Annotated in this window: 1 protein-coding gene; it reads right to left on the reverse strand. The window is 69.8% G+C overall.

Annotated elements, in window-relative coordinates:
• The coding region (locus tag ACEN88_RS33175; RefSeq protein ID WP_413346559.1) for a c-type cytochrome at positions 1–778 on the reverse strand (778 nt) is incomplete at both ends.

Raw genomic sequence — 778 nt, forward strand, 5'->3', positions numbered from 1 at the left:
CTGCTGGATCGTCACCAGGTAGGCGGCCATCGCCTCGACGTCCGCGCGCGGGACCGCCGCGAGCCGTTCCGTTACTGGCCGCATCGGACCCTTTGCCGCGCCATGCGTGAGCGACAGGCCGCCCTGCAGATAATCCGCGAGTTCGGCGCGCGTCCACGGTGCGCTGCCTTGCGCGAGGCGAGTGAGCGCGGGCGCATGCCAACCGTCGACGGTGCCGCCCTCGAACGCGGGACTGCGCTCGCCGCCCAGCAGGTTCATGCCGCTGTGGCAGGAGGCGCAGTGGCCCAGCGTATCGACGAGGTAGCGGCCCCGTTCGACCTGGCCCGTGCCCGGCGCCGCGCCGTCGCCGGGACGCAGGTACAAGGCATTCCAGAACGCGAGCAGGGGCCGGAAATTCAACGGGAACGCGAGGTCGTTGTCCGGCTGTTTTACGCGCACCGGCGGGCGCGACATCAACCAGGCGTACGCCAGTTCGATGTCGTCGTCGGACATGCGCGTATAGTGAATGTACGGGAAAGCCGGGTAGAGCAGATGGCCGTCGCGTGCCACGCCTTCGCGCAGGGCGCGCTTGAACGCGGCGCTCGTCCAGCGTCCGATGCCCGTCTCGGGATCGGGCGTGATGTTGGTGCTGTAGATGATGCCGAACGGCGTCTTCAGACCGAGGCCGCCGGCATAGGCGGGACCGTCGGGCGCGGTATGGCAGACCATGCAGTCGCCCAGCGCCACGACCCCGGGGCCCGCCGGGCGGGCGGGGCCCCCGGGGGTGGGTTTTAAAAAA

Origin of the sequence: Massilia sp. CT11-108 (assembly GCF_047302915.1) — a bacterium.
GTDB lineage: Bacteria > Pseudomonadota > Gammaproteobacteria > Burkholderiales > Burkholderiaceae_D > Telluria > Telluria orientalis.